Source organism: Chryseobacterium carnipullorum (assembly GCF_003815695.1).
GTDB classification, from domain to species: Bacteria; Bacteroidota; Bacteroidia; order Flavobacteriales; family Weeksellaceae; genus Chryseobacterium; species Chryseobacterium carnipullorum.
Genome location: NZ_CP033920.1, coordinates 1,137,774 through 1,158,930, shown reverse-complemented (window position 1 = coordinate 1,158,930; position 21,157 = coordinate 1,137,774). Strand labels below are relative to the sequence as shown.

20 protein-coding genes are annotated in these 21,157 nt (G+C 38.2%); 12 read left to right on the top strand and 8 right to left on the bottom strand.

Going from position 1 to position 21,157, the window contains the following annotated elements:
- Window positions 1-2: 2 nt before the first annotated feature.
- Together EG346_RS05385 and ricT are read right to left on the bottom strand one after the other, a co-directional pair.
- Window positions 3-467, bottom strand: a complete 465-nt coding sequence (locus EG346_RS05385; protein WP_073336699.1) for a gliding motility lipoprotein GldH — start codon at window positions 465-467, stop codon at window positions 3-5.
- Window positions 460-1,857, bottom strand: coding sequence for a regulatory iron-sulfur-containing complex subunit RicT (ricT, locus tag EG346_RS05380; RefSeq protein ID WP_073336698.1), 1,398 nt, complete (start codon window positions 1,855-1,857; stop codon window positions 460-462). Before ricT ends, EG346_RS05385 begins: the two co-directional genes overlap by 8 nt.
- A gap of 280 nt (window positions 1,858-2,137) precedes the next feature.
- Here ricT and EG346_RS05375 point away from each other — a divergent pair, with 280 nt between their 5' ends.
- The 6 genes from EG346_RS05375 (at window position 2,138) to EG346_RS05350 (ending at window position 8,894) form a co-directional block, all read left to right on the top strand.
- Window positions 2,138-3,376: an OmpP1/FadL family transporter gene (locus tag EG346_RS05375; RefSeq protein ID WP_123877231.1), complete on the top strand. Its 1,239-nt coding sequence runs from the start codon at window positions 2,138-2,140 to the stop codon at window positions 3,374-3,376.
- A gap of 10 nt (window positions 3,377-3,386) precedes the next feature.
- On the top strand, window positions 3,387-4,937 hold the full coding sequence (locus EG346_RS05370) for an SGNH/GDSL hydrolase family protein (protein WP_123877230.1): 1,551 nt from the start codon (window positions 3,387-3,389) through the stop codon (window positions 4,935-4,937).
- Window positions 4,938-5,022: 85 nt separating this feature from the next.
- Window positions 5,023-5,961, top strand: a complete 939-nt coding sequence (locus tag EG346_RS05365) for a ribose-phosphate pyrophosphokinase (protein ID WP_073336694.1) — start codon at window positions 5,023-5,025, stop codon at window positions 5,959-5,961.
- Window positions 5,962-6,016: 55 nt separating this feature from the next.
- Complete coding sequence (locus EG346_RS05360) at window positions 6,017-6,655, top strand: 50S ribosomal protein L25/general stress protein Ctc (RefSeq protein ID WP_073336693.1); 639 nt, start codon at window positions 6,017-6,019, stop codon at window positions 6,653-6,655.
- 211 nt (window positions 6,656-6,866) lie between these two features.
- Entirely contained in the window at window positions 6,867-8,087 is a 1,221-nt protein-coding gene (locus tag EG346_RS05355; RefSeq protein WP_073336692.1) for an aminotransferase class V-fold PLP-dependent enzyme, read from the top strand.
- 174 nt (window positions 8,088-8,261) lie between these two features.
- Window positions 8,262-8,894, top strand: coding sequence for an NAD(P)H-dependent oxidoreductase (locus EG346_RS05350; RefSeq protein WP_123877229.1), 633 nt, complete (start codon window positions 8,262-8,264; stop codon window positions 8,892-8,894).
- 72 nt (window positions 8,895-8,966) lie between these two features.
- Here EG346_RS05350 and hemE read toward each other — a convergent pair whose 3' ends face one another.
- The 6 genes from hemE to hemA all read right to left on the bottom strand — a co-directional run bounded on the left by hemE (window position 8,967) and on the right by hemA (window position 14,198).
- Complete coding sequence (gene hemE, locus EG346_RS05345; RefSeq protein WP_073330757.1) at window positions 8,967-9,998, bottom strand: uroporphyrinogen decarboxylase; 1,032 nt, start codon at window positions 9,996-9,998, stop codon at window positions 8,967-8,969.
- 66 nt (window positions 9,999-10,064) lie between these two features.
- Window positions 10,065-10,736, bottom strand: a complete 672-nt coding sequence (locus EG346_RS05340; protein WP_123877228.1) for a uroporphyrinogen-III synthase — start codon at window positions 10,734-10,736, stop codon at window positions 10,065-10,067.
- Window positions 10,736-11,392, bottom strand: a complete 657-nt coding sequence (locus EG346_RS05335) for a peptidoglycan recognition protein family protein (protein ID WP_123877227.1) — start codon at window positions 11,390-11,392, stop codon at window positions 10,736-10,738. Before EG346_RS05335 ends, EG346_RS05340 begins: the two co-directional genes overlap by 1 nt.
- A gap of 9 nt (window positions 11,393-11,401) precedes the next feature.
- Complete coding sequence (locus tag EG346_RS05330; RefSeq protein ID WP_123877226.1) at window positions 11,402-11,983, bottom strand: DUF1287 domain-containing protein; 582 nt, start codon at window positions 11,981-11,983, stop codon at window positions 11,402-11,404.
- Window positions 11,984-12,028: 45 nt separating this feature from the next.
- The gene (gene hemC / locus EG346_RS05325; RefSeq protein WP_123877225.1) at window positions 12,029-12,937 is read right to left on the bottom strand and encodes a hydroxymethylbilane synthase; all 909 of its coding nucleotides are present in this window, start codon (window positions 12,935-12,937) and stop codon (window positions 12,029-12,031) included.
- On the bottom strand, window positions 12,924-14,198 hold the full coding sequence (hemA, locus tag EG346_RS05320) for a glutamyl-tRNA reductase (RefSeq protein WP_073330741.1): 1,275 nt from the start codon (window positions 14,196-14,198) through the stop codon (window positions 12,924-12,926). The genes hemC and hemA overlap by 14 nt, the downstream gene beginning before the upstream one ends.
- A gap of 400 nt (window positions 14,199-14,598) precedes the next feature.
- Between hemA and EG346_RS05315 the strand changes: the two genes are divergently transcribed.
- The 6 genes from EG346_RS05315 to EG346_RS05290 all read left to right on the top strand — a co-directional run bounded on the left by EG346_RS05315 (window position 14,599) and on the right by EG346_RS05290 (window position 20,919).
- Window positions 14,599-15,624: a rod shape-determining protein gene (locus EG346_RS05315; RefSeq protein ID WP_034700899.1), complete on the top strand. Its 1,026-nt coding sequence runs from the start codon at window positions 14,599-14,601 to the stop codon at window positions 15,622-15,624.
- 28 nt (window positions 15,625-15,652) lie between these two features.
- Window positions 15,653-16,507 carry a rod shape-determining protein MreC gene (gene mreC, locus EG346_RS05310; protein WP_073330738.1) on the top strand — a complete coding sequence of 285 codons (855 nt, stop codon included), beginning with the start codon at window positions 15,653-15,655 and terminating at the stop codon, window positions 16,505-16,507.
- Window positions 16,500-17,006, top strand: coding sequence for a hypothetical protein (locus EG346_RS05305; protein ID WP_047450943.1), 507 nt, complete (start codon window positions 16,500-16,502; stop codon window positions 17,004-17,006). The genes mreC and EG346_RS05305 overlap by 8 nt, the downstream gene beginning before the upstream one ends.
- A complete protein-coding gene (locus EG346_RS05300; protein ID WP_123877224.1) occupies window positions 17,003-19,009 on the top strand; it encodes a penicillin-binding transpeptidase domain-containing protein in 2,007 nt (668 codons plus the stop codon). Before EG346_RS05305 ends, EG346_RS05300 begins: the two co-directional genes overlap by 4 nt.
- The gene (gene rodA, locus EG346_RS05295) at window positions 19,006-20,235 is read left to right on the top strand and encodes a rod shape-determining protein RodA (RefSeq protein ID WP_073330732.1); all 1,230 of its coding nucleotides are present in this window, start codon (window positions 19,006-19,008) and stop codon (window positions 20,233-20,235) included. The genes EG346_RS05300 and rodA overlap by 4 nt, the downstream gene beginning before the upstream one ends.
- 105 nt (window positions 20,236-20,340) lie before the next feature.
- Complete coding sequence (locus EG346_RS05290; protein WP_123877223.1) at window positions 20,341-20,919, top strand: pentapeptide repeat-containing protein; 579 nt, start codon at window positions 20,341-20,343, stop codon at window positions 20,917-20,919.
- Window positions 20,920-21,157 lie beyond the last annotated feature (238 nt).

Here is a 21,157-nt window from a genome sequence, read left to right as displayed (position 1 = left end):
GGTTACGGTTTAGCCGTTTCTAGTTTTACTCCAACGTCTTCAATTCCCGGAAGGTTATCATTTCTCATCGCCTGGATCAGACTGATTTCATATTTTCCTTTTTCCGGAAATTTATAGTTCAATTTATACTGAAATAATGCTTCCTTCGTATCACCAAAACCTGTACCAAGCCATTCTCCGTTTGGTTTTGCCAGAACGTAATTTAAGGTGTCTGTTTCCTTCTTTTTGTTCTGGAGATTGGTGAAGTTTACAATAAATCTTATATTGCTGTAAGGGTAATTGTTGTTATTTCTTACGACAAATATAATATTTTTAGGATTCTGCGGATCTGAAACTTCAAGATTAAATTTTTGCTCGCTTTTCTTACTCCATTTGTTGTTAACAGAGTTCATGATGACGTTTTCTCCTGAAGAAGAATGACAGCTAAAGAAAAGAATGAGAGGTAATAATCCTAAAATTTTACGCATTTTTATCTTTTTTTGGAGGATATTTCTTTTTAAAATTTTTCTTGTTCGGGTTCGGTTGCTTTGTTTCCGGGTTAGAAGATGTATCAGTTTTTTCCGTTTGTGCTTTTGGCTGCGGTTTCGGCTGTGCTTTCTGTTGCGGTCTTGGCTGATTCCCGGAATTGGCGTTAGGGTTTTCTGGTTTTTCGGATCTTTCAGGCCTTTCGGATCTGTTTTTCTTTGGTCCTTGTCCTTGCTGTCCCTGCGCTTGTCCAGCGTTATTCGGTCTGTTTTGGTTTCTGTTCCTGTTGTTGTTTCCTCTGTTTTTCTTTTCAAACCTGTCCATATTGTTTTCCTGGATCAGGTCGATGGTTTGTACAGGGATATCAGGTTGCTTCAGATCTTCCAGAGGAAGAATTTTCTCACCTCTTTTATTCTTGGCGATTAATTTCTTAACAAGGTCAATATCAAAATCATACCATGCCATTGAACTGTCAACATAGGCAAACCACATTTTCTTTTTGAAAACGTCGATCTTAATACAGAATGCTCTTCCTTTTTCCGTGTCCAATGTTGTTGATGAAGAAGGGAAGTGGCTCAGGGCATCCAGGTAGCTGTCCAGTTCATAATTAAGGCAACATTTCAGTTTACCACATTGTCCTGCCAGTTTTTGCGGGTTGATGCTTAGCTGCTGGTATCTGGCTACATTTGTATTGACAGATCTGAAATCCGTAAGCCATGTCGAGCAACAGAGTTCTCTTCCACATGATCCTATACCTCCAACTTTTGCTGCTTCCTGTCTGAAACCGATCTGTTTCATGTCGATCTTCGTCCGGAAAGCACCGGCGTATTCTTTGATCAATTGTCTGAAATCCACACGGTTGTCAGCGGTATAGTAAAAGGTGATCTTTGAAGAGTCTCCCTGATATTCTACGTCAGTGACCTTCATTTCAAGCCCTATTCTGTGAGCTATTTTTCTCGCTTCAAGCTTTACGCCATCTTCTTTTTTTCTCGCTTCCTGCCAGACTTCAAGGTCTTTCTGGTTAGCTTGTCTGTATATTTTAAGTATTGATTCTTCAGGAAATTTTTTCTTTTTTATCTGAATCTTTACTAATTCTCCGGTGAGGCTTACAACGCCTACATCGTGTCCCGGGCTTGATTCTACTGTTACTACGCTACCTATATGTAAAGGAATATTATTTACATTTTTATAAAACGATTTTCTGTCATTTTTAAATCTAACTTCCACAAGATCACACCTATTCGATGAGGGGTTGTTTACGTTAGAAAGCCAGTCAAAAACACTTAATTTATAACTATTACCACAGGTATCTACACTTTCACAGCCATTTGCGGTTTTTTTTGGTCCGCAAGAATGGGCAGAATCGCCGGATGTTTTGCATCCACAACTCATATATAACTATTTTTTATAATCTTGCAAATTTATGTAAATTTATCTTTATGCAATTCTAAAATACTTAAATATTCAATATAGCCATTGTTTAATATTAAACGTGAAAAATATATGATGCGATAAAAGTTGATAAGTTGCTAATGTAGATAGGTTTAGGTTGATATATTTCTAAAGTGTTATTTTAAACATAATTTTCTTTTCGTATATTGTTTAAAATATTAAGAAATATTAACAGGTGTATTCAAATTAATTTTATATTTGGGTTATATAATAACAGTCTATGAAAAAAATATTAGTATCAACTGCTTTATTGGCGGGTGTTCTATCTTATGCGGGAGGCTTCAGGGTATCTCTGCAGGGAGTGAAACAATTGGCAATGGCGCATACTAGTGCTCATGCCGAAGATGCAAGTGTGGCATTCTTTAACCCAGCGGGTATGTCATTCATTCCTTCTAAACTGAGCATAGTAGCAGGAGGGTTTGGTGCAAGTAATAAAGTTACTTTTCAAAACTTAAATACTTTACAGAGTACAGAAACAGATAACCCTATCGGTACTCCGTTGTATGCTGCGGTTGCTTACAGACCAATAGAGAACCTGTCTGTTGGTTTCAGTTTTACAACACCTTTCGGAAGTACAATCCAGTGGCCTAGTGACTGGGAGGGAAAAGAGATGGTGCAGAAACTGGAGCTTAAAAGCTTCTATTTCCAACCTATGGTTTCTGTGAAATTAGCACCTTGGGTATCATTCGGGGCAAGCTATATTTACGCAAAAGGCAAAGTAAACTGGGATAAAGCTGTGACACAGTTTGGTGGTGAACTTAATATTAAAGACGAGAAAGCAAGCGGTAGCGGTTATGGATTTGGTTTCTATTTCAGACCTGATCCGAAATTGGACGTGAGTATTGCTTACCGTTCCCCTGTAGATATGAAGGCTAAAAAAGGAACGGCTACTTTCCAGTTCCCGTCTGCCTCTATTTACCCTCTGTTAGGACTTGATCCAAGTACAGGACAGGATAAATTTACAGCAACACTTCCATTGGTTGAAGAATATACGATTGGTTTAACCTACAAAGTGACCCCGAAATGGTTGATTTCTGCTGACTTCAACTATCACGGATGGGAAAGATATAGCAAACTGACTTTGGATTTTGCTAATGCTCCTGTTGGAAATCAGGCAGATCCTACCATATTGGTTGCTCCTAAAAACTTCAAAAACTCAAAAACTTTCAGATTAGGGACGCAGTATGCATTCACAGATATGATTTTCGGACGTCTGGGAGCGTATTATGATGAGTCCCCTTATTCTGACGATCACTTTATAGCAGAAACGCCTTCATTTAACACATATGTGATTACCGGAGGGGTAGGCTTTAAACTAAAACAGTTTGGAGTTGACGTAGCAGGAGGATATGCCCTTCCTCAGGCCAGAGATGTAAGAAATGCCGCTCTTGGCTTTAACGGACAGGCAAAAGCTGAAGCATTTTACTTTGGTTTAGGTTTATCATACAACCCATTTTAATTGAAAGACTATGAAAAAAATTATAATATCAACACTTGCCGTTTCTGCACTTCTTTTTACAACAAGTTGCGAAAATGACTTCGATACTGATGTAAAAGATATTCAGGTGACAAAGGGAGATGCAGATTTTACCAAATATGTTGCCTTGGGAAATTCCCTAACCTCAGGTTATAGAGACGGTGCTCTTTATGCTGACGGACAGAATGAATCGTATCCTTCCATGATTGCTCAACAGATGAAATTAGTAGGAGGTGGGGATTTTAAACAACCTTTAATGCCTGATAACAATGGAGGCCTTCTTTTGGCAACTCCGCTGGGTACATTGCAGATAGCAAATACTAAACTTTATATCAGTTCTTTTATAGATGGTTCACCAGATTTAAAATATGCAAACGGTAATGTTGCGACGACTTTAACGAATACGGTGTTAACAGGTCCTTTTAATAATATGGGAGTTCCAGGTGCAAAAGTAGCTCATTTATTAGCCGATAACTATGGAAATGTACAGGGTGTAGCTGCAAAAACTGCAAATCCTTATTTCGTAAGATTTGCTTCTGAGCCAACTACGTCCGTTATAAAAGATTTTAAAAAACAAAGTCCGACGTTCTTCTCTCTTTGGATAGGAAATAATGATGCTCTACTGTATGCTTTAGCAGGAGCAGACGCAACAGCTGAAACATTAACACCTGCAGTTCAGTTTACTCAATACTATAATGCGTTGGTTAATGAAATTGCATCTACGAACGCTAAAGGTGTTATTGCTAATATTCCTAGTGTGACTTCTATACCGGCATTAACAACTATACCTGTTAATCCTTTAACAGCAGCTGTACTTGGAAATGGAAATGTAACTGCCGGAAATGCAACTATTGATGCATTGAATGCGCAGATTTATGGTCCTTTAAATCAAATTTTGACTGCTTTAGGTGCGGGTGACAGAATTAAGCCGCTTTCAAAAACAGCAGCAAACCCTTTGCTTATCAAGGATGAAAGCCTAACACCTCTGGGTGTGCAGATTACTGCAGCAGCTACTGCTTCAGGAAACCCTACACTAGTGGCTTTGGCAGGTTATCTTGGTGCTACATATGGACAGGCTAGACAGGCAAAAGCTGGAGATCTGGTACCATTGACTACCAAGGCGGCAATAGGTACACTTCAGACACTTCCACCGGGAGTTCCAGCTTCACTTGGAGCAAGAGGAATTGCTTATCCGTTTGCTGATAATTATATACTGACAGGTACGGAGGTTGCAGATATTAATACCACGATTGATGCCTACAACGTTGCTATTAAAGCGGCAGCAACTGCAAAGGGATATGCTTTTGTAGATGCTAACAAGAAAATGTCAGAACTTGGTTCTCAATCAGGGATTTCTTTTGATGGTGTAAAATATACCGCTAAATTTGTTACAGGTGGTGCATTCTCTTTAGATGGAGTACATCTTACAGGAAGGGGATATGCCGTTATTGCAAATGAATTTATTAAATCGATCAACGCAACGTACAAATCCAACCTGCCAGAGGTAGATCCTAATAAATATTCAGGAATAAAATTCCCGTAATCATACAGGAAAATAAAAACTTAGAAACCACAAGAGTAATTCTTGTGGTTTTTTTTTAAATTTGCAAAATCTTTAAAAAGTAAAAATGGCCGATCAGTTAAGTTATCTATTTTGTACAAGAACCAGTAAGGACTTGGCAGAAAACATTGCCCAGCATTATGGGAAAGAGTTAGGGAAAATCAACTTTCAGGAGTTCAGCGACGGGGAATTCGAGCCTGTTCTGGATGAATCTGTGAGAGGAGGGAGAGTTTTCTTAATCGGATCTACCTTCCCGCCAGCAGACAATCTTTTAGAACTTCTATTGATGATTGATGCAGCGAAAAGAGCTTCCGCAAAAAGTATTACTGTCGTGATTCCTTATTTCGGACTTGCAAGACAGGACAGAAAAGACAAGCCTAGAGCGCCGATAGGGGCAAAACTGGTTGCTAATTTATTAACAGCAGCTGGAGCGACAAGAATAATGACCATGGATCTTCATGCAGATCAGATTCAGGGATTCTTCGAAATTCCGGTAGATCATCTTTATGCTTCAAGTATTTTTGTGGATTATATCAGAGATTTAAATCTGGATAATCTTACCATTGCTTCACCGGATATGGGAGGTGCAAAAAGAGCGAAGAACTATGCGGGCCATCTAGGTGCTGAAGTAGTAATTGCTTATAAAGAGAGAAAAAAGGCAAATGTTGTAGAAGAGATGTTCCTTATCGGGGATGTAGAAGGTAAAAATGTGATCCTTATTGATGACATGATTGATACTGCGGGCACACTTTGTAAGGCTGCGGATATTTTGATGGAAAAAGGAGCAAAATCAGTAAGAGCGATGGCAACTCACGGAGTGCTTTCCGGAAAAGCTTACGACAATATTGAGAACTCAAAATTGCTGGAAGTTATTGTAACTGACTCAATTCCTGTTAAAAATAATTTGTCAACTAAAATAAAAGTGCTATCTTGCGCCCCATTATTTGCGGACGTTATGACCATGGTTCATGAGCACCAATCAATTAGCAGTAAGTTTATTATTTAATTGATTTTTAGTGTTTTGCAAATTTAAATTGAACAATTTTTTAAATTTTTTATAAATGAAATCTATTACAATTCAAGGTACAAAAAGAGAAAGCGTGGGCAAAAAGTCTACAAAAGCTTTACGTGATGCTGAATTAGTTCCTTGTGTTGTTTATGGAGGTGAAGCTCCTTTAAACTTCTCTGCTGAAGAGAAAGCTTTTAAAGGTTTAGTATACACTCCTGAAGCACACACGGTATCTATTGAACTAAACGGAGAAACAATTCCAGCCGTTCTTCAGGATATTCAGTTCCACCCAATTACGGACAAAATTTTACACGTAGACTTCTACCAATTATCTGACGATAAGCCAGTAGTGATGGAAGTTCCTGTAAGACTTACCGGACGTTCTAAAGGTGTTGTGGCTGGTGGTGTTTTACGTCAGTCTTTCAGAAAATTAAAAGTGAAAGCAATTCCTGCGAACTTGCCAGACGAGATCGTTGTAGACGTTACTTCATTGAAAATTGGTAACAAACTTTATGTAGGAGGAATCAAAACTGAAGGATTCTCTTTCGTTCACCCTGACAATGCAGTAGTAGTAGCTGTTAAGATGTCTAGAAATGCAATGAAAGGTGGTGCAGTAGTAGAAGATGATGAGGACGAAGAAGTTGCAACTGAAGAAGGAGCAGCTCCAGCAGAAGAAACTGCAGCAGAATAATATTTGCTTATTCAACAAACAATATAAAACCTGTCAATGTATTGGCAGGTTTTTTATTATCAATACCATCCTGAAACCTTTTCCATCATATCTATCGATTCTTTCTATCAGCTGATAAGTATCACCCGGCAACCTGATATGTCCTTTCGGAAAAAAAGACGTAAATTTGAAGTGTTCTAAATAAGAGCAATCTAATTTAAAATTTTAATAAATGTTTGACATTCAGGAAATAAGAAGTCAGTTTACGATATTAAACCGCGAAGTGAACGGTAAGCCTTTGGTTTACTTAGATAATGCAGCAACATCTCAGAAACCGGATTCTGTTTTAAAGGTCTGGAATGATTATTATACAGAGCTTAATGCCAATGTTCACAGAGGAATTCACACATTAAGTCAGCTGGCAACAGAGGAAATGGAACTTTCCAGAAGAAAGATTCAGAAATTTATTAATGCGAAGCATGATTTTGAAGTTATTTTTACCAAAGGAACAACAGAAGGGCTGAACCTCATCGCTTATATTTTAACACAGAAGCTTAAAAAAGACGACGAGATCATCATCTCTTATCTGGAGCACCACTCCAATATCGTTCCATGGCAATTGCTTTGCGAAAGAACGGGAGCAAAACTGAGAGTGATTCCGATTGATGAAAATGGTATTCTTCAACTGGATTATCTTGATGATTTTTTAAGTGAAAAAACCAAAATAGTATCTGTAAATCAGGTTTCCAACGCTTTGGGAATTGTGAATCCTATAGAAGAAATTATCGCTAAAACAAGAAAAAATTCAAATGCTTATATCGTCATTGATGGGGCGCAGTCTGCTCCTCACTTTGAGATCGATGTACAGCAGATGGACTGTGATTTCTTTGTTTTTTCAGGGCATAAGATGTATGCTCCGATGGGAACCGGTATCCTTTACGGAAAACAGGAGATTCTGGAAGAACTTCCGCCATTCCATGGTGGAGGAGAAATGATTGCCACCTGTTCTTTTGACGGAACTACTTATGCAGGGCTTCCCTTTAAATATGAAGCAGGAACGCCTAATGTAGGAGGGAATATTGCCTTGGGTGCCGCCGTTGATTTTATTGAAAGTACTGGAAGACAGAATATTCAGAATCATGAAAATGCCTTACTGGACTATGCTCAAAGACAGCTTTTGGAACTGGAAAATATAAAGATCTACGGCGAAAAAGCTAAAAGAACTGGCGTAGTGTCCTTTAATTTAGAAGGAGTAGGTATTTCTTCCGATGTAGGGATGATCCTGGATAAAATGGGTATTGCCGTAAGAACAGGACATCACTGTACACAGCCAATCATGGATTTCTTTAATATAGCAGGAACTGTAAGAGCGAGTTTTGCAGTTTACAATACATTTGAAGAAATTGATAGCCTGGTGGAGGGCGTTAAAAAAGCACAACGAATGCTGTCTTAAAGCATCATCATAGAAAATCAAAGGCTTCTGAATTTCAGAGGCTTTTTTGTTATGCATTGAATGGTTATTTAAAATGATTATAAATAATAGATTCTGCCAATAGCGCAGATAGCAATTTTTGTGCACGTACGTCTTAGTTCTTGAAGTAATTTTGTTTTGTCTAAATTTAACTTCATGGAATTAATAGAAAAATTGAACTGGAGATTTGCCACCAAAGCAATGAACGGTCAGAAAGTACCACAGGAAAAAGTGGATAAAATATTGGAAGCGGCAAGATTGGCCCCTACATCAAGCGGACTTCAGCCTTTTGAGATCATTGTGATCACCAATCAGGAGGTAAAAGAGCAAATCAAGCCTCACGCATGGAATCAGCCTCAAATAACGGATTGTTCGCATCTTTTGGTGTTTGCTGCCTGGGATAATTATACCGAAGAAAGAATCAACAGTATGTTTGATCTTACGAATGAAATCAGAGGCTTTAAAAATGAAGGTTGGGAAAACTACAGACAAATGCTTTTAGGAACCTATCCTCAGAGATCTGCTGAAGAAAACTTTACCCATGCTGCAAAACAGGCTTACATTTCATTTGGTGCAGCCATTATTGCTGCTGCTTTTGAAGAAGTAGATTCTACCCCAATGGAAGGCTTTTCACCTGATGCCGTAGATGAAGTTTTAAACTTAAAAGAAAAAGGATTGAAAAGTGTATTGCTTTTGCCTATCGGGTACAGAAATACCGAATCAGACTGGTTGGTGAATCTTACCAAAGTGAGAAAAGCCAAAGAAGATTTTATTACAGAAGTGAATTAATTGCTAATTTTTTCTCATAGAAAGAGCCCTTTCAAAGAATTGAAAGGGCTCTTGTTTTTTATGAAATAAATCTTAAATAGTCGGTTTCCAATCCACAACAGCTCTGATAAACGCTTCTGCATTTTCCACAGGGATATTGGGTAAAATTCCGTGTCCAAGATTCGCAATATACCGATCTTTTCCAAAACGGTTGATCATCTCAGTGACCATCTTCTTAATCGTTTCCGGACTGGAGTGTAATCTTGCAGGATCAAAATTTCCCTGAAGCGTCATCGTATGGTTCGTTAAGGTTCTTGCAAGCTCAGGCTTAATCGTCCAGTCAACCCCTAAAGCAGATACTTTAGACATCGTCATGTCTTCAAGGGCAAACCAGCATCCTTTTCCGAATACCACCACATGGGTAAGAGGGCTTAAGGCTTCAACGATCTGGTTGATATACTGCCACGAGAATTCCTGATAATCAGCAGGAGAAAGCATCCCTCCCCATGAATCAAATACCTGAACGGCAGAAACACCTTTTTCAACTTTTCTTTTTAAATAGGCAATCGTAGTATCTGTGATTTTCTGAAGCAATAAATGAGCGGCTTCCGGCTGCTGGAAACAGAAGGATTTTGCAATGTCAAAAGCTTTGCTTCCTTTTCCTTCCACGCAATAGCATAGAATCGTCCATGGAGAACCTGCAAAACCGATCAGTGGAATTTCGTTATCTAATTTAATTAATGTAAGCTCAATAGCATCAAAAACGTATCCTAAAGTATCATCCACGTCAGGTACCACCACATTCTGAACCTGCTCCATTGTTCTGATTGGATTATCTAACCACGGGCCAACATTTTCTTTCATTTTAAAATCAATTCCCATGGCCTGGGGAACTACCAAAATATCAGAAAACAGGATCGCTGCATCCAAAGGGAATCTACGGATCGGCTGTACGGTGATTTCCGAAGCCAATTCTGGAGTCTGACATCTCGTAAAGAAATCATATTGATCACGAAGAGCAATAAATTCAGGCAGATATCTTCCGGCCTGTCTCATCATCCATACTGGTGGTCTTTCTACAGTTTCTCCACGGAGTGCTTTTAAATATAAGTCGTTTTTAATCATAATTTATTTAAACTAATACGGCCGTTCCCGGCACTCATTATTTTTATCAGCCAAACTTGTAGCTGCTCAAAGTTCCTTTTTTATCAGCCCAAAAATAGAGGCCAGATTATTTTCTTCCGAGGTAAATATTTTTTCTTTTGTATATTTTCTCAGTTCACCGGAGGTCGTTTCTCCGATTGAAAAAATCTTCATGCCTTCTAAAGAATTGAGTTTTGCAAAACTACGAACTCCACTTGGACTAAAAAAAACTGCGGCATGATATTTTTCAGATATTAAAGGCTGAATTTCTTCTGTCTTGTAGATCGTAATCTTTTTGTAGCGGATATTCTGCAAGGGAAGTTCCTGGTCCAAAACATCGATGGCCAGATTACCGCAAAAATGAAGAAATTGCTCGTGCTGGCACTTTCCGGTAATAAATCTCGAAAGCGTTTCAGCATTTTTCAGTACTTTGAATGTTCCAAAGCCGTATTTCCTTAGTTCACGTTTTGTTTTTTCACCAACACAGTAGATCTTGTTGTAATTTTTTGCCGTAAAATCTTCGTTAGGCTTAAATTGATTTTTAAAAAATGATCTCACACCGTTAACACTTGTAAATATCAGGGAGTGATTTTTCAAATCGAATGCAGCTGTTTTTATAGGTTCAGTTCTAATTACCTCAATACAATCCGCCGAAATATCCGATCCTAATTCTTTGGATAATAATGGGGCATCTATGGTCTTGGTAAATAGAATTTTCATTAGGGTTGATCTTTTAAATGTAAATCAGTAATTAACAGTCTCACTTTTTTCATGAAATCTTTGCCTGGATCTTCTTTTGCTGTAAAATAATCAGGGTCTGTTTCCTTCCAGAGATTGGAACCCCTAAATATACCATATTCTGAGTGTCCTATAAGATATTCTATACTGTATTTTTTAGTTAAGTGTCTAATTAATTGTGCGTTTGCTGAAATTTGTTTTTCTGTGAGCGGCTGGCTTTTGCTGCCAATGTTTTCAATGCCGATAGCACAATAATTGAGTCCTATAGTATGTCTTGCAAACCTGTTGGGTTCCATCAGCTGGTAGATCGTTCCATCCCTGTCGACAATAAACTGCGAAGAAACATTAAGTGTGCTTTGCTTCTTTAAAACATTTCTCGCAGACTCCAGATGAGTCTTATTGAAATATTTATAATTGGTTTCAACAGTTCCGCCTGCGGTGTAATGCAGTACAATCATCTTAGGCGAAATGGTTGCTGAACTCTGAACGATATTATAGTGACTTTTAAGATATTCCAGACTTAAGCGAACTCTTTCCGGAGAATAGTCAATAGGTTTATTGATGATTGTAAATTCATTGGTCTGAGCTTTCGTACAACAGACTATCAATGTAAAGAAAGCATACATAAGATTTTTCATAAAAGGAGCCTATTTCTGGTATTGATAATGTCCTGTAATCGTGTATTTAAAAAGGACATCTTCCATCACCTGTCCGCCACCTATATTATGGACAATCAAAAACCTCTTTCCATCAGTAGATTTTTTATTCACAACAATTCCGATATGCGTCAAATTTCCGGGTAAAAGCCAGGTAACAATATCTCCTGGAATATAAAGTGAAGGATTGGTTTCAATGGATTTTGTTTTTCCAAATGTAGAAAAAAATACGGCAAGGTTCGGAACCCTGCGATGATCGATATTTGTGTCCGGTTTTTTCAATCCCCAGATTTTTGGATATTTTGAGAAGTTTTTCGCCATATCCTCGTGTACTTCCTTTTGCAGATCAATTCCTAATTTTCTATACGCTCTTATAACAACGTCGGTGCAGACTCCTTTATCTGCAGGAACGTCGCCATCAGGATATTTGAGTATAAAATAAGTGGGATCGTATCTGATTGTGTGATCGATTAATCCCAAAGCAGAATCAGATAACTGAAGCGCAAATTTATTCTGTGCGTTTGTGATAAACACGCAGAATATAAGTACGATTAAAAACAGGGACTTTTTCATTGTTTGTACATAAGAATATTAAAGTACAAATAGACTCAAAAGTTTTTAATAAGAATTTTTAATTTCAGTCATTAGCTCCTTACCTCCGTTTTCAAGGACAATCTTAGCGAACTTTTCTCCGAAATTCTCAGTTTCATTATATTCAAAACTTTCGTCGGTAGCGATACAGTTTTTACCATCTAAAGAGCAAAGAGCAGCTTTGAAACGGACCTGATTTTCGATGATTTCAGCAAAAGCTCCGATTGGGGCAGTACATCCGCCTTCCAGGGTGCTCAGGAAATTTCTTTCGATCTCTACACAGATCTGGGTTTTCTTATGGTTGATTTGTGCTAAGATCTCATTGATCTCGGTTTTTTCTGAATGTCCTGCAACAGCAATCACTCCCTGAGAAGCAGCTGGGGTCATTAATGGAAGCATTTCATAGTCAATGTCCATTTTCATTCTCTTAATACCTGCCAGAGATAAAATCGTTGCATCAAAATCTCCGTCCTCCAGTTTTTGAAGACGCGTCTGGATGTTTCCTCGTATGTCTGAAAACTCAGCGTGAGGATAATTCTTTAGCCAGAATGCTCTTCTTCTCAAACTGCTGGTGGCCAGTTTCAGCTCATGGAATTCTTTATTTCGTGCAGATTCTTTTCTGATCAGAACATCCTGTGGGAAATCTCTTTCCAGATACGTGATGATCTCAATATTTTGCGGAAGCTGAGTTGGAACATCTTTTAAAGAATGTACAGCAATATCAATCTCATCATTCAACAGGGCGACATCAAGGTCTCTTGTGAAAACCCCGGTGATTCCTAAAGAATAAAGCGGTTGATTTAAGTTCTTATCGCCCGAAGAGACGATAGGAATGATTTCCGTTAAATAATTGCGGTTTTGAAGGTTCCTTGCAACCTCTCTTGCCTGCCAAAGTGCCAGTGCGGAATTTCTTGTTCCGATCCTAATGCTTTTCATTGAATTCGTTGTTTGGTTGTTCAACTAATATTTCGTGCATTAATTTACTAATTTCTTCGGCTTTTAAAGGGTTGTCGATGATAAATTTTGCAAAACGGTTGGTGATTTTCTGGATCATTTTGTCAGAAAGCTCCATGTCCGTGATGTTGATGTATTTATTTTTTCTGTAAAAGTTATGCATTTCATTACGTTCCATATTCTTCAGAACAGCTTTGAAATGGTGAATGTTTGGGGCCAGCTTTCTCTTTTTTTCCCATTCCAGAAACTCTTTCATCAGTTCTTTGATGATTTTTTCAGCTTTCGGAATTTCTTTTTCACGCTGCTGAATCGTCTCCTGGATCTGTTTGGAAAGCTCATCTACATCAATCAGGGTTACATTTTCATTTTCCGTAACGTTTTTTTCAACGTTGTGCGGAATCGATAGATCAATCACAAGGGTTTCCTTTCCGTTCGGGAAGTGAGACTTATTGATGATAGGATGTTTTGCTCCCGTCGCAACAATGAGGATATCGGTTTCTTTTAATTCTTTGTCAAAATCAGAATAGTCAACGTGAGGAATATGATATTTTTCGGAAATTTTTTCAGCTTTCTCCTGAGTTCTGTTGGCAATTTTAATTTTAGGCTGATACACATGTTTTACCAGGTTTTCAACCGTATTCTGTCCAATTTCACCTACGCCCAAAAGAAGAATGTTCTTTTCCGTAATTTTTTTCTGGTTGTTTAAAATATAATGAACAGCTGCATAAGATACCGATGCAGCACCAGTGGAAATTCCGGTTTCATTCTTAATTCTTTTCGAAATCTGAATAGCAGCATTAATGGCTCTTTCCAGATAAGGATTGGAATTCTGCCTCTCTTTTTTAAACCGGCTGTACGCTTTTTTGATCTGTCCGATGATCTCAAAATCCCCGATGATCTGGCTCTCCAGTCCTGCTGCTACTCTGAACAGATGGATAAGCGCCTCTTCCTTGGTCAGAATATTGGCAAACTGAAGAAAATCTGTAAGATGTACTCCAATCGTTTTGCAGTATTCTTCTGCGATCAGAAGATAATTCGGTGAAGTGGTATAGATCTCGGTCCTGTTACAAGTGGAAACCACAAATGCATCCCCTAAATCCACATTGTGAATTCTGGTGACAAAGTTTTTGATATTCTCATCAAAAAATGCAAATTTACCCCTCGTTTCTGCATCTGCTTTTTCATAGCTGATGGAAAGCACAGCAAAATTCGATGTTTGATGGATGTTGGAATACTGTAACATAAGCAGTGCAAATTTACGGTTTTTTTAATTAATCATCCTCTGATAATGTATATGATAATTATCGTGAAAAACTATTGTTAAAAAATAGAGGTAAGTCAGATGTGAAGAAATGATAGATGGTTTCAAATGGAGTATTGTTGTTTGAAAATAGCTTGTAATCAGTTCTTTATTGGTTTTTCGTTGTGTTCCTGTTGCTGTTTTTGATTTAATGGTCTTCCATTCCCCTGTTTCTTGTTTGGTCCCATTAATTTTAGTTTAAATAAGGCTCTGTAAATGATTAAATCAAAACTTAATAAAGAATTGTGAATTTTAATAAAATTTTAACCAAATTATATGCAGGTTAAATTTCTTTAGTGGTGTTAAATTCATATCTTTGTAAACTTAAAATCAGAAGGAAAATATGAGTTTATTCGATATGTTTACGCAAGAAATTGCGATAGACCTTGGTACTGCCAACACCCTAATCATCCATAATAATAAAATTGTTATAGATCAGCCTTCAATTGTTGCAATTGAACGTTCTACGGGTAGACCTATTGCGGTCGGTGAGCAGGCTAAGCATATGCAGGGTAAAACTCATGAGGATATCAAAACGATCCGTCCACTGAAAGATGGGGTCATCGCTGATTTCCATGCTTCTGAACACATGATTAAAGAATTTATCAAAAAGATTCCCGGAATCAAAGGTAGATTCATACAGCCGGCACTGCGAATTGTAATCTGTATTCCTTCTGGTATTACTGAAGTTGAGAAAAGAGCCGTTAGAGATTCTGCTCAGAAAGTGAATGCGAAAGAAGTAAGATTGATCTATGAGCCAATGGCTGCCGCAATAGGAGTTGGAATCGACGTACAGAAGCCTGAAGGAAATATGATCATCGATATAGGTGGTGGTACTACGGAGATTGCTGTGGTTGCCTTAGGAGGTATTGTTTGTGACAAATCGGTGAAAATTGCAGGAGACGTGTTTACCAATGATATCGCTTACTATCTCAGAACTCACCACAACCTTTACATCGGAGAGAGAACGGCTGAGAGAATCAAAATTGAAGTAGGTTCTGCAGTGGAAGATCTTGATGTTGATATTGAAGATATTCCGGTACAGGGTAGAGATCTTATTACAGGGAAGCCAAAAGAAATCATGGTAGGGTATAAGGAAATTGCGCGTGCATTAGACAAATCTATCATCAGAATTGAAGATGCAGTTATGGAAACACTTTCTCTTACACCACCGGAATTGGCTGCTGATATTTATAAAACGGGTATCTATCTTGCGGGAGGAGGTGCTTTATTGAGAGGTCTTGCAGACAGATTGCACAAAAAGACCGGTCTTCCTGTGTTTGTAGCAGAAGATCCGTTGAGAGCTGTTGTTCGCGGAACCGGTATTGCCCTTAAGAATATGGATAAATTCAATTTCTTAATTAAATAATTTTAACCTTTTACGACTATATATCTGAATGGGATTTTTGCTGAGACTATTTTCGAAGAACGCCCTCTTTGTCTTCTTTATATTCCTGCAGATTGTTGCTCTGGTTCTGATATTCTCTAAAAACGCCATGCAGAAATCATGGGTAGCTGGCCAGTCGGCTGCGCTGAATTCATGGATTTCGGGGTATATTGATGAAGGAGTTTCATATCTGAAACTGAAACAGATCAACGAAGATCTTGTGGCTCAGAATAAGTCGCTGATGATTCAGCTCTATGGAAAAGAAGGGGCGAAAAATCCTGTATTCAAAAAAGTTCATGATACTTTAGGTGGCGGGCAGATCTATACTTTTGTAGATGGTGAAATCGTATTTAACAGTATCAACAGACGAAATAATTACTTTACAATCAACCGTGGCCGCAGAGATGGGGTTTTTCCTCAGATGGGCGTAATGGCTCCCAAAGGAATTGCCGGAATTGTAATCAACTCTACAGACAGCTATGCTTTGGTTCAGTCTGTTTTGAGTGTTAATAAAATCAGAATCAACGCTTCGTTGAAAAACTCAGGGTACTTTGGAACTTTAACCTGGAATGGTGATAATTCCAGAGTGATGCACCTTGCAGACATTCCTAAATATGTGGCTTTGAAAGTTGGAGATACCGTTGTTACAGATGGCAAATCCGCTATTTTTCCGAAGGGAGTAATGATAGGCACTATCGCAGGATATTCTGTAGATAACAAGACTGGTTTCTGGGATATCTCAGTGGAACTGAGCGAAAAAATGGGTGCGCTGAGCAAGGTATTTGTAGTGAAAAACCTTAAAAAAGCAGAAGTACAGAGAATTCAGGATACATTGCAGACCGTAATAAAAAAAGAAAATGATTAGCAGGACTCTATTTACCGATATATTGATCATGATCTTCCTGGTTGCATTACAGATTTTTGTACTCAACAAGATCATTCTTTTCGGAAAGTACACACCGGTTCTTTATCCGGTTTTTGTCATGTTTTATCCTTTCTTCAGAAATAAATATCAGTTTTTAGCTTTAAGCTTTTTAATCGGACTTTCTGTAGATGCGTTCCTCTTTTCATGGGGAATCAATGCATTTGCGACTACCCTTATTGCTTATTTCAGAACATTGATTTTCAGAACTTCCACAGATACTTCCACAGACTTTTTCTCTTTTCAGTCCCTTCAATGGGCACAGTTTTTACTGTTTCTTTTTTCAAGTATCTTTCTGCACCAGCTTTTAGTGCAGTACATTGAATTTTTTAAATTTAGCCGTTTTTTCGAAATATTACTTAATGTAGTGATAACAAGTATAATTTCCTTTATATTTATCGTTGTTTACGCATTAATATTTAAAATCAAACAAAAAGTTTGAACACACGTTATTTAAAAATCTTTTCCATATTAGTTGTCATCGCCATTATTTTTGTGGCGAGGCTTGCTTATTTACAGTTATTTACAGACCGTTATGCCTTAAATGCGGCTAATACCTCCATCAAAACGGAATACGTCATCCCGCAGAGAGGGGTGGTCTTCGACAGAAATGGAAAGATCCTGGTGGGAAACCAGCCGGCTTATGAGATTTCCTTTACGCAGGCCTTAATGAAACCTGATTTTGATACTTTGGGTTTCTGTACTCTTATGCAGATCAGCAAAACTGATTTTATCAAAAGAATCGATATCATTAAGAAAGAAAAATACTATTCAAAGCTGACCCCTATGACCTTTTTAAAGGACCTCAGCAGAGAAGATATTGCCAGGGTGCAGGAGATTATTTTCAAATATCCCGCATTCAGTATCGTATCAAGACCTCAGCGTCAGTATGAGGTAGGCACTTCCGGAAACCTTTTGGGGTATACCAGTGAAGTGAATGAAAGAGAAATAAAAAAAGATTCAGCCTACTATCTTCCGGGAGATTTTATCGGTAAAACAGGAGTTGAAAAATCATATGAAAAAGAACTTCGCGGGATTAAAGGCATCAAGTATATCCAAAAGGATATCAGACTTCGCAATATAGGATCATATAAAAACGGAACTTTAGATAAAGATGTGGTTACCGGAAAAGATATTACTTTAACAATTGATTACGATCTTCAAAGGATGGCAGAAGAAATGCTCGTCGGTAAACATGGAGCTATCGTTGCCATTGATCCTAATAATGGTGAAATTCTCACCATGGCCACCGGACCGGATATTGATCCTAATTTATTTACCGGACCTTATAAATCTAAAAATCTTTACGCGCTTTCTAAAGATACCTTATACGAAAACAAACCTACTTTTGACAGGTCTGTTCAGGCGGCTTATCCTCCGGGATCTACTTTCAAGCTGCTGACCGCTCTTGCAGGAATGCAGATGGGGGTTATGGATGAAAATACAGTTTTCCCTTGTGGTGGCGGATTTTTCTACAGAGGTTTAAGAATTAAAGGGCATGGAGGAGCAGACCCTCTTATTCCTTCTATCCAGGTTTCGAGTAATTGCTACTTTTCTCACGCTTATATAGCCATTATGAATAAGTATCCGGGAGACCCTTCAAGAGGAGTTGATGAATGGAAAAAAATCATGAGCAGCTTTGGGGTAGGCGAATATCTGAACAACGATATTGCCGTAGGCTCGCCTGGAAGAATTCCTTCCGGTAAATTTTATGAAAAAAGGAGCGGCAAAAAAGACTGGAGTTCTGCCTATACAATGAACGGTTCTATCTTCAACGGAATGGGACAGGGAGATGTATTGGTCACGCCTCTTCAGTTAGCAAACTACGTTGCGGCTATTGCCAACAAAGGCTGGTTTTATACGCCTCATATCGTTAAATCGATTGACGGAAAGCCAAATCCGGATAAAAGATTTAAAACAAAACATAAAACCCTTGTAGATCCTAAACACTTCGAGCCTGTATTGAAAGGGATGGAAGCGGTGGTGTTAAGGGGGACGGCAAGAAGTTTGAAATCCAATGACTTTACCCAACTTGCCAAAACAGGGACTGCACAGGTTCCACAAGGAAAAGATAACTCAATCTTTGTTTTAATTGCTCCTGCAGATAAACCAAAGATTGTGGTCGCTGCTGTAATGGAACATGCAGGATTTGGAGCAACATGGGCGGGACCTGCCTGTACTGTGATTGCTGAAAAGTACATCACAGGAGATCTGAAGCGAGAAAATCTTTACAAAAAGATGACCAGTGCCAGCTTTATGCCTGAATACAAAAGACAGTGGGTAGCAGATCTGAAACGTAAAGGTTTATACAAGGACCCTAAAGAAGATTCTGTTAAGCTAAAAAGAAAGCAGGATAGTCTGAAATTTATTAAAGAGCAGAAAATAAAACTGCAGAAGAAAATAGACGAAGAAACAAAGAACAACGCTAAAAAAGTAAAGCAATGAAGTGGGCAGAAGGGATAGATAAACTTGGTCTTGGGCTGTATTTCGCGCTTTGTATTTTTGCAATTGCTAATATTTACAGTGTTGACCAGAAATTAGGAGAAAAACAATTGGTTTTTTTCTGTATTTCTTTATTTGTCGGACTTATAATATTCGTTGGAAGAAGTAAGTTTTTTGAAAACATGGCGGGGATTATTTATATCGGTGGTGTTTTACTTTTGATCGGACTTTTTCCTTTTGGAAAAGAAATTCTGGGTCAGAAAAATTGGTATAAATTCGGAAGTTTCACCATGCAGCCGGTTGAGTTTGCCAAGATCGGAACTGCGTTAATGCTGGCCAATTATGTCTCCGGACCGGATTTTAATCTTAAGATTAAAAAATCACTCTGGACTGTTCTGGCCATTATCGGAATTCCGGCTGCTGTTGTTCTGGCGATTCCGGATGTAGGTTCCATGCTGGTATTTATCGCATTTTTTATTGCATTATATAGAGAAGGATTGAGCGGACTATTGTTTGGGGTAGGATTTGTATTTGCCGGTGTCTTTTTGATCGCTCTGGCTATTCCTCCTATTTATGTAGCACTAGCCGTTGTTATCATTGCAGGGGTATTGATCGCCATGAACTATCACAGAATGTCATGGGATGTCATTTCTATTTCAGGAATTGCAGGATCCATTATTTTATTGTGCGGTCTAGCTTTCGGCTCACCTTATATTCTGGAAAAACTTCCAAAACACCAGAGAGAAAGAATTGAGGTTCTTTATAAAGGAGAAAAAGCATTCAGAGATACCTCCGGGTACAACTTATTATATTCCAAAACCGCTATCGGATCGGGTGGCGTTCTGGGCAAAGGATACCGGGAAGGATCGGTAACACAGGGGAAATTTGTTCCTGAGCAGGAAACCGATTATATTTTCTGTACAGTAGGGGAAGAATGGGGCTTTGTAGGAAGCGCAATTCTCGTTTTATGCTATATGGTGTATATCGGACGTATTTATTACCTGGCAGAACAGCAGAAGTCCACCTTTAACCGTGTATTTGGGTATTGCTTTGCTTCTATCCTGATGCTTCACTTTACCATCAATCTGGGAATGGTAATGGGGCTTTTTCCAACTGTAGGTATCCCGCTTCCTTATTTCAGCTATGGAGGAAGTTCACTTCTTGCCTTTTCTATGATGACTTTTATTTTCTTTAAACTCAATTATTCAGATAAGAACAGCTTGGTTTAAGCGTTGGAAGATGAGGTCTTTTTGCCGCTTTTCATACGACCAATATAAAAGCTTCATTGCCATCAGAAGAGTAGAACAAGCAGTATTTAAAGAATAGAGGTAAATATGAAACAGACATACATTTCAGATCAGGATTTTCAAAACATCAATTGTACTGACCAGCCTTTTGAAATAGGAGAGTACGAAAACTGTACCTTCAGAAATTGCAGCTTTGAATATGCAGATCTTTCCGGTTTCAGTTTTACAGACTGCGAGTTCATCACCAGTAATCTAAGTATGACAAAACTGGTTAAAACAGCTTTTCGCTCGGTTTATTTCAAAGAATGCAAAATGTTCGGACTTCAGTTTAATGAATGTAACGGATTTGGTCTTTCATTTACTTTTGACGGATGCGCACTCAATAATGCGGTCTTCTATACTACTTCAATTAAGAAAACGGTCTTTAAAAATTCAAAATTAATTGAAACCGATTTTGCGGAATCTGATCTCTCTCAATCAGTATTTAAAAACTGTGACCTTTCCGGAGCCATTTTCGATCGTACAAACCTTGAAAAAGCAGATCTGAGAACTTCCTTCAATTATTCCATAGATCCTTCCGTCAATCGCCTTAAAAAGGCTAAATTTTCACTTTCTGAAGTGCATGGACTTCTGTATAAGCTTGATATTGAAATTGACTGGAATTAGAAGTTAGATATTAGAGGTTAGAAGTTAGAGGGTGGACACCACGAGAACATCTGTTATTCTGAAAATTGAAACTACAGAATTCAATAGGGACGTATTTTAACAATACTTTATATTCCAACACTCTAAGGAAGGCTTTGGAACTTATTACTGCTACTAGTCAAACAGGTCCTAGCTACTACGTTCGTTGTTAATATTGGCTATAATTGATTTTAGGTACCCATCATTCCCCTTCTCTGAA